At 45.7% G+C, this 8758-nt stretch carries 7 protein-coding genes and 1 riboswitch; all 7 genes read right to left on the bottom strand.

Annotated elements, in window-relative coordinates; translation table 11 throughout:
* Positions 1 to 81: 81 nt before the first annotated feature.
* A complete protein-coding gene (locus tag ACYQ4S_RS09515; RefSeq protein ID WP_346023881.1) occupies positions 82 to 1713 on the bottom strand; it encodes a Na+/H+ antiporter NhaC family protein in 1632 nt (543 codons plus the stop codon).
* 77 nt (positions 1714 to 1790) lie between these two features.
* Positions 1791 to 1958: riboswitch (Lysine riboswitch) on the bottom strand.
* Between the two features lie 189 nt (positions 1959 to 2147).
* Positions 2148 to 2651: a nucleoside 2-deoxyribosyltransferase gene (locus ACYQ4S_RS09520; RefSeq protein ID WP_346023880.1), complete on the bottom strand. Its 504-nt coding sequence runs from the start codon at positions 2649 to 2651 to the stop codon at positions 2148 to 2150.
* 374 nt (positions 2652 to 3025) lie between these two features.
* Complete coding sequence (locus ACYQ4S_RS09525) at positions 3026 to 3811, bottom strand: SDR family oxidoreductase (RefSeq protein WP_459770810.1); 786 nt, start codon at positions 3809 to 3811, stop codon at positions 3026 to 3028.
* Between the two features lie 134 nt (positions 3812 to 3945).
* Positions 3946 to 5409, bottom strand: a complete 1464-nt coding sequence (gene gcvPB, locus ACYQ4S_RS09530; RefSeq protein ID WP_459770812.1) for an aminomethyl-transferring glycine dehydrogenase subunit GcvPB — start codon at positions 5407 to 5409, stop codon at positions 3946 to 3948.
* 1 nt (position 5410) lies between these two features.
* Positions 5411 to 6766 carry an aminomethyl-transferring glycine dehydrogenase subunit GcvPA gene (gene gcvPA / locus ACYQ4S_RS09535; protein WP_459770814.1) on the bottom strand — a complete coding sequence of 452 codons (1356 nt, stop codon included), beginning with the start codon at positions 6764 to 6766 and terminating at the stop codon, positions 5411 to 5413.
* Positions 6767 to 6849: 83 nt separating this feature from the next.
* Positions 6850 to 7236 carry a glycine cleavage system protein GcvH gene (gcvH, locus tag ACYQ4S_RS09540; RefSeq protein ID WP_459770816.1) on the bottom strand — a complete coding sequence of 129 codons (387 nt, stop codon included), beginning with the start codon at positions 7234 to 7236 and terminating at the stop codon, positions 6850 to 6852.
* A gap of 33 nt (positions 7237 to 7269) precedes the next feature.
* Complete coding sequence (gcvT, locus tag ACYQ4S_RS09545) at positions 7270 to 8382, bottom strand: glycine cleavage system aminomethyltransferase GcvT (protein ID WP_346023876.1); 1113 nt, start codon at positions 8380 to 8382, stop codon at positions 7270 to 7272.
* Positions 8383 to 8758 lie beyond the last annotated feature (376 nt).

The following is an 8758-nucleotide window of genomic DNA, read 5'->3' on the forward strand; positions in this document are numbered from 1 at the left end:
TTGATTCAAACAGCACTCGAACAATCGGACAATCGGGACGGCTAAAGCCACCCCGTGTCCGAAGCCGATTCATCCCCCACTTTACACTTCGTAAGAAGTGGGGGTCTTCTCGGCTATTTTAGATAAAACGGAAATGACCGCTATGGCAATTGCATAAGGCAGCTGCGTGTTGACGTGGTCGAGCAGATTCGACCCTGCTCCCCTTGACGATAGAATGGTCGTATCTGAAATCGGTGAAGCGTGGTCCCCAAAGATTGCACCGGTCAGTACGGCTCCAGCTGACATAACGATGAAGTCGGCATTTCCAGGATCCATAGCAGTTGCCAGAGGAATAGCCAGCGGCATCAGGATACCCATTGTACCGTATGACGTCCCTGTCGCAAATGAAATGACAGCTCCCAGAAGGAAGATGACTGTCGGCAGCAGGAATGCTGGAAGTGTATCACTTAACAGCGACACAAGGTAGTCTGCAGTTCCGAGTTCACCCATCACGCCTGAAAGAGACCAAGCCAGTAATAATATGACACCAGTGATCATAAGGGTCTTCATTCCGGATACCCATATATCGATTCCTTTGCCAAAACTGAAATGACCTTTAATGACACCCATTACAAGGGCAATAATGCTGGCGATCAGTGCAGCCTGGAACAGGACGACAGATGCATCAGATGTACCAAATGTTTCTCTTAATGCAACAAATGAGAAAGGAGCATTCTGAACAGTCTGAATAAGTGCAGTGTTGTCTGAAGCTAGAATAGCCTGACGCCCGTCTGTGTAGAAACCGATAAAACTGAATAAAATCAGTGCACCGATTGGAACAAGCGCACTCCAGATCGATGGAGTACCTTTGGCTACAACTTCCAGTTCTTCTTCCTCACTCTCAAGCGTTGCTCCTTGAGCGATCAGTTGATGTGTATCTCGTGCACGTTCCTGAGCTTTTTTCATTGGACCGAACTCACGTAGAGTCATTGAGGTCAGAGCAACGAAAAAGAGCATCAGAATATTGTAGAAGCGGTATGGAATCGTCTGAAGGAAGACGCCATACGCATTTACTTCCTGACCGATCGACAGATACGCATCATTGATCAGTCCGACTTCATAGCCGATCCAGGTAGAAATAAGAGCGATCCCGGCAATTGGTGCGGCTGTTGCATCAATCAAGAATGCCAGACGTTCGCGGGAAATCTTCATTTTATCTGAAACAGGACGCATGATCGGTCCGACTATAAGCGCATTGGCGTAATCATCAAAGAAGATCAGTAGGCCCAGAGTCCATGTGATCAGCTGAGTACTGATCGGTCCTTTAGCCTTTTTAGCCAGAGCTTCGGCGATAGCTCGAGCGCCACCAGAACTGGTGATCAGAGCAATCAGCCCCCCAATAACCAGAACCTGCAGAATGATTCCCGCATTCCAGGGATCAGCCAATGAGTTCAGGATGTAATCAATGATATCCGTAAATCCGAAAATGATACCGGTCAAGATATTTGCTCCACCTGCATACTGAGCAATGATCGTTCCGGAAAACACACCCAGAAACAGTGACAGGACCACATTTTTTGTAAGGAAAGCCAAAGCGATAGCAACAAGAGGCGGAATCAGTGTGACTGCTCCAAGTTTTGAAGCCATGCTCCCTCCTGTTTCAGCTGCAGATACGGTGCTGGGGGTAAAACTGACCAGTCCGATTAATATAAACCATTGTAATTTTCTTTTCATGATATATCTCCATTTCTATTATTTATAAATAGAAAAAAGCACCCAGGAACACGCCCCTGAATGCTTGAAAAAACATTGACTAGGATAGTGCTCCACGTAAACGTGACAGTCATACGCCTGTTAAACGTATGCCCAGGAGAACCGGTTAACCACCTGATTCCCTTCGGCAAAGAACCCTTTCGTGACTGGTCAGCGGGTGTCCCCTCTCAGTCCTTACTCTTTTTCTTCGCGCCTCTATCTTTTCTATTTATACAACGCTTATTAGTCTACACGTTTCCAGCATGTTTTTCAACCGGATTTTTATTAATTCTGATGAGTCATGTCTCAGAAAACGTTTTATCATTGGTAAGACAGACCGGCAGCGGTCTGTCCACATTATTGAACACAAGATTAATCTTGCTTGATTTTCATTCTGGAGAACAGTCAGGTTGTTTTTAGACTGATTTCTGATCACTCGTCATCCATTCCTTCAGCATGTCGATCAGCTCGTCACTGCTTCTGACAATTTGCCCCCTTTGCTTGACCAGACCGACTGTGTAGAGATTGATATATGAAAATGGAGACTCGGCTATTTCATCCAGTGCCTCAATTTTCTCTTTATTGTTTCCTGCTCCTTGTCGAATATCAGTGTAAATCCCAATGATTGGTTTTTCCAGTGCATAGAAGTATCCGATCTCTGACGCGACTCCGGCATCGACTGTGACGCCGTCGAGTACAGCAACTAAGATGTCGGCTTTTTTCAAGTACGCATTGTCTCCATCGGCGATCTGGATGCTGCTGGCATAATTGCTCTTGTCATTGATCGCCGCGTTCTCCTGAGGCAGATAGACGTCAATATTCTCCTCAAATGCTTCTCTGATTTTATTGACGACGTATGTATTGTAGTGCTGCTCCATTTCAGTGAACAGTGGCGAGGCGAAATATAGGTGTTTGGTCATTTGACTAGTCCTTTCCTTTTTCGGCTGAATTTGTTTTAAGAAATGTGTTAAGACCTTGTACTGTGAAACAGGTCGGGTCCTCCAGCCTTTTTATAATTCCGTTTCACTCTAGTTTAACACAATTTTCCGACGTGAACTGCCTTATTCCTGTGCTTGAATCGAGTTCAGTAAGGAGATGAGCGGCTGAACTAAACCGTACTGGAATCGAGTCGAGTTCAGATAGGGATAACTCGTGTAAACTTTATTTTCATAGCCTATCAGTGGAGTTCAATCGATAAACCTATTCTGAACTAGAGCGTGTTTTCGGATTCTCAACATATAGAAAAGACCCGTCTTCATTAATGGAGAAACGGGTCTCTAGTCTATTTATCCTGCTAATACGACTTGCTCATTGCTCCATCGACAAGGATGGTCTGTCCTGAGACATAGGTGTTGACGCCAGAAACCAGGAAAGCTGCCATCTTGGCAAATTCTTCGGGTTTACCGTATCGGCCCGCTGGAATCTGGTTTTCAATCGACTGGTGAACGTCTTCTAGTGATCTCCCTTCGCGTTCTGCACGCTTGCTGTCCAGTTCGGTGAGACGATCTGTTTCAATGCGTCCCGCTCCAATGGTGTTGACCATGATGCCATCTCTGGCCAGCTCCTGAGATAAACTTTTAGACAAGCCCTGGACCCCCATTCTGAATACGTTAGACAGAAGCAGTCCGTCTATCGGCTGTTTCACTGAAGAAGAAGTATTATTCAGAATGTGTCCTCTGGTTTCTCTCAGATCCGGCAGAACTTCTCGAATCGTTCTGATGTAACTGTTCAAAGTCAGGTTAAAAGCCTTGTTCCATTCCGCATCATCCAGATCATTGAATGAACCTGCTGATGGGCCACCGGTATTGTTGACCAGGATATTGATTTTCCCGAATGTTTTTCGTGTCACTTCGACCAGATCCTTAATTGATGTGAGATCAGTCAGATCTGATAACATATAATCCACCTGACCTGTGGCTACCCGGTCGATTTCTTTTTTGGCTTCAATCAATTTATCCTTACTTCGACTCGTCAGCATGACATTGGCCCCTTCTTTGGCCAATTCCATTGCGACAGCTTTTCCAAGTCCCGTGCTTGACGCCAGGACTAATGCATTTTTCCCATTCAACTGTAGATCCATAAATATCCTCCCTGCAGAGAAAACAGGTTCTCTACCTTTCGAGTAAACAACCTGTTTTCAGTTTAATGTTCAGTTATCTTGAATGCTAATCGAGTTTGTCCGTCCTGTCAACTAATTGACCTTTATCAGACCGATCAGTCTCTCTGATAAGTGACCACAGGTTTACGTGCGGCCGTTACTTCATCCAGACGTTTGACAGCTTTCCTGAACGGTGCTCCCGTCACAGTTTCCGGATTGTTTTCTGCATCTTCTGCTATTTCGATCATAGCATCAGCAAAAGCATCCAGCTGTTCTTTCGCCTCCGTTTCAGTTGGTTCGATCATCAGACATTCTTCAACAATCAGCGGGAAGTAGACAGTTGGTGCGTAGAAGCCGTAGTCCAGCAGACGTTTGGCAATATCAAGCGTGCGTACCCCCAGTTTTTTCTGACGGACGCCGCTTAAGACGAACTCATGCTTACAGTGTGAGCTGTATGGTGTGTCGTAATATGGCTCCAGACGGGCTTTCAGATAGTTCGCGTGCAGGACAGCATCCTCAGATACCTGCTGCAGACCTTCTGCTCCCATTGAACGGATATAGGAATACGCACGGACATTGACGCCGAAGTTACCGAAGTAGCCCTTCACTCGACCGATCGATTGTGGATGATCCGTTGTTACTTGATATCTGTCTCCTTCTTTTTCGATACGTGGAGACGGCATGAAGGCTTTCAGGTAGTCTTTCACGCCGATCGGTCCGGAACCAGGCCCGCCCCCACCGTGCGGGGTACTGAATGATTTATGCAGATTCAAGTGGACGACATCGAAGCCCATTTCACCCGGTGTTGATTTACCTAAAATAGCATTTGCATTTGCTCCGTCATAATAGAGCAGTCCGCCCGCTTCATGAACGATTTCAGCAATTTCAACGATGTCAACTTCAAACAGACCTAGCGTATTCGGATTCGTCAGCATCAGTCCGGCAGTATCCGGTCCGACCGCAGCTTTCAGTGCATCGATTCCGACACGTCCCTGCTCATTTGATTTGATTTCCACGACATCGTAGCCGGCAACGACTGCACTCGCCGGATTTGTTCCGTGAGCTGAATCGGGAACCAGGATCTTACGGCGCTGTTCGCCTTCCCCATTTGCTTCATGATACGCTTTAAAAATGAGTAGGCCTGCCCACTCACCTTGAGCACCGGCAGCCGGCTGTAAGGAAATAGCATCCATCCCGGTGACTTCCTTGAGGTTCTCTTCCAGTCGATACATCAGTTCCAATGCTCCTTGAGCCGTTTGGGCTGGCTGGAACGGATGGATGTGAGCAAATCCGCTGTACCGTGCAATATCTTCATTGACTTTCGGGTTGTACTTCATCGTACAGGAACCAAGCGGATAAAAACCGGTCTCGATCCCGAAGTTCTTGTTAGATAAGCCTGTATAGTGACGCATGACTTGAAGCTCGGACAATTCAGGAAGTTCAGCTGCATCTTCTCTAATCAGATGCTCAGGCAGAATGTCTGTCAGAGGAGTTGTTTCAACAGAAGACTCCGGAAGACTGTAGCCTTTACGTCCCGGTCTGGAAATTTCGAATAGTAAATCGTTATAGACTGCAGTCATGTTATTTCCCCTCCCCTGCTAAAAGTGATACGAGCTGGTCCATTTCTTCTTTCGTCCGTTTTTCCGTGACGCATAAGAGCATGGCATTCTCTTCGTTCAGTGCTTCAGACACATCGAACCCTCCGACGATTTGATGGTCAAGCAACTGGTCAGTGACCTCGTAGAATGGGCGGTCCAATTTGACAACAAATTCATTGAAGAAGTCATTGTCAGACAGAACAGTCAGTCCTTTATCAGTCAGCTCTTTTTTCACATAGTGGGCATGATTCAAGTTTTGCTGAGCCATTTCCTGCAGACCCACTTTACCTACTGCTGCAAGGAATACTGAGGTCCCAAGGGCTAACAGAGCCTGGTTCGAACTCATGTTGGATGTCGCTTTTTCACGGCGAATGTGCTGCTCCCTAGTCTGCAGCGTCATAACAAATCCTCGCTTGCCGTCTTTATCCGTTGTCTGACCAACGATACGGCTCGGTACTTTACGCATGTATTTTTTCTTCACTGCAAAGTATCCACAGTGCGGGCCGCCGAAGCTCATTGGAATACCGAATGGCTGAGTATCACCAACAACGATATCAGCTCCCAGTTTTCCAGGTGCTTCAAGCAGAGCTAGAGCCAGTGGATTGGCCATGACGATAAGGATACCTTTTGTATCTTCAAGAAGTGATTTTATTTCTTTAAGGTCTTCAATAGTTCCGAAGAAGTTAGGGTATTGAATGATCACAGCAGCTGTATCCTCATCAATGGCTGACTTCAGTTCATCTATATCCGTGCGGGTACCGTTCAGACCGACTTCTTTCACTGAGTATTCCATGCCATATGCATAAGTATGAATGACTTCTTTTCCCTGAGGATGCAGGGCTTTTGAATACAACACATTCTGTTTCTTCGTAGCTGAAGTAGCCAGGTTGCAGGCTTCGCCTAAGGAAGTGAAGCCGTCGTATAAACTTGAGTTGGCTACGTCCATGCCTGTCAATTCACACATCATGGTCTGGAATTCAAACAGGGCCTGCAGTTCGCCTTGACTAGCTTCCGGCTGATACGGGGTATAAGCCGTCATGAATTCGGAACGCAGAAGCACATGATTGACGATACTGGGACTGTAGTGGTCATATACGCCTGCTCCTAAGAAATAGGCATGACTTTCTGTTGTTGTATTTTTAGCTGCCAGTTCTTTCATGTACTTGGTGAGTGCCTCTTCGCTCAAGGCATCTTCCAGATCAATCGCTTTATCTTTTGTCGCGCGAGTCGATTCAGGGATATCAGAAAACAGGTCTTTAATCGATGAGACACCGATCGTTTCAAGCATTTCTTTACGGTCCTGATCAGTTGTCGGCAGATAACGGTGTTGGTTAGTCAAAAAATCCACTCCTTCATGTCTTTTGATGTCAAAAAAAGAGCAGAAAGAAGAGCGAATGAGATCCGTTCTTCTCCCTACAAGGGTTATAGTCCTGAAACGTACTCGTCGTATGCCGAAGCATCCATCAGTCCGGAAACATCGACTGGTTCAGATGACTGGATTTCAACAAGCCAGCCTTCTCCAAAGGGCGCTTCATTCAGTTTTTCAGGTTCATCTTCCAAGGCACTGTTGATTTTGGATACTGTGCCTTTTACGGGAGAATAAATTTCAGAGGTGGATTTCACTGACTCAACAGTCGCAAATTCATCCTCTGCTTCGAGTTCAGCGCTTAATTCCGGCAGTTCAACAAATACAATGTCGCCCAGCTGTTCTACAGCATAATCGGAAATCCCTACACGGACGTAGTCATCATTGATCAGTTCGACCCATTCGTGTTCTTCTGTGAAGTATAGTTTAGCTTTGTCTGTCATCATTATTCCTTCTTTCAGATGTTATTTATCGCTTCAGTTCTTTAAAAAGTTCTTCTTGATCAGTCTGGCTGGAATGCGTTTCTTACGGACTTGAATATAGACCGTGTCTCCCAGCTTGCCTTCAGATTTTCTCATTCTCAGGAAACCAATGCTCTTCCCAAGTGTCGGAGACTGGGTCCCTGATGTGACGACTCCTATTTCTTCGTCTGCTTCATTATATACCGGGTAGCCTTCTCTGGCTATTCCTCTTTCAAGCAGTTCAAATCCTCTGGACAAATAGACCGTTCCTTCTTCTTTCTGCTTTTCCAGGGCTGCTTGGCCGATAAATGGTTCCGGCTTATCCCATTTCACTGCAAAACTAAGCCCGGCTTCAAGAGGTGTAATGTCTTCAGACAAGTCCTGTCCGTAAAGCGGCATACCTGCTTCCAGACGAAGCGTATCTCTGGACCCGAGTCCACATTCAGCTAGATTATACTGTTTTCCTGCGTCCTTGAACGCCTGCCACAAGTCTTGAGTCTGGTTCCAGTTGACGTAACACTCGAACCCATCCTCACCTGTATAGCCTGTTCTGGAAACGAGCACGTCTGTAAATGTGCCGGCTTCAGCGATTTCCGTAAAGTGATAATTCTTCAGTTCTTTAATGTCATCCCCAAACACTTCAGCAACCACATGTGCCGCATCTGGGCCCTGAACAGCGATCAGTCCTGTTTCAAGAGATTTATCTTCAATCGTGACCGATCCGTCCTGATGCTTCAGCAGCCAGTCTCTGATTTTGTCTGTATTCGATGCATTCGGTGTCAGCAGATACGCTGATTCATTCTTTTTGAATATAATGATGTCGTCCAGGATGCCACCTGTTTCATTCGTGACCAGAGTATAGAGCGCCTGTCCATTTGAAATGGCCGCCAAATCGTTCGTTATCAATCTATTGAGCCAAGCTGTCGCCTGCTCTCCTTGAACCTCGATCTCTCCCATGTGAGATACATCGAACAGTCCTACACGCTCGCGAACAGCGTGGTGCTCTTCTATCAGTTTGGTAAACTGGATCGGAAGGGCCCATGACCCAAAATCCACCAGCTTTATTCCATTATCAGTATAGTAATCATATAAGGGTGTTCGTTTTAACTGACTTGCTTCTCCTGCCACTCTCATCCCTCCACTGCTTCTTCACTATTAAATACAAGTGATGTTCTCCTACATTCTAACATGATTTTATTCGTTATCAAACAGGTGAAATGACCATTATTAATAAAGAATGCGTTTACATTTTTATATAACGAACAATAAGTCTATCGACCATAAAGAACGTTCGATACCCTTTATTTCTTAAACGCAGTGTTCGAGAACAGTTTCATATTTATGTCCGGGCAAAGCTTATGCTATACTTAATATACTAGGAACTGTCAAATTTTTTATGAAAACTAAAAATTAAAGGTGGTGAAGGCCCACTGACTATACCAATCGGAGCCGCATTTGCCCTTGACAAACACTTGAATGGTTTCAGTTAAGGTCACAAGGGTGA

It is taken from the genome of Alkalibacterium sp. s-m-28 (assembly GCF_054658175.1).